Below are 228 nucleotides of genomic sequence, written 5' to 3' on the forward strand. Positions count from 1 at the left end.
GGTCGTTCCACGGCAGCGCCCGATGGCAGGCGCGGCACAGGTCCATGCCGTCCTCGCCGGGACAATCGCAGACCAGGCAGCGCAACGGCAGGATCTGCCAGCCCAGCCAGCCCAGCGCACCGTAAACTTTAGATAAGATCATATGGTTGACAGATGGTGACAGCCTCACCAGACTGCCGCCCTTTCGTTCCACTATCTGTCAGGACACTCCCATGGCTTCTGTCATCC

The sequence above is a fragment of the Dryocola clanedunensis genome (genome assembly GCF_038405435.1).
Lineage (GTDB): Bacteria > Pseudomonadota > Gammaproteobacteria > Enterobacterales > Enterobacteriaceae > Dryocola > Dryocola clanedunensis_A.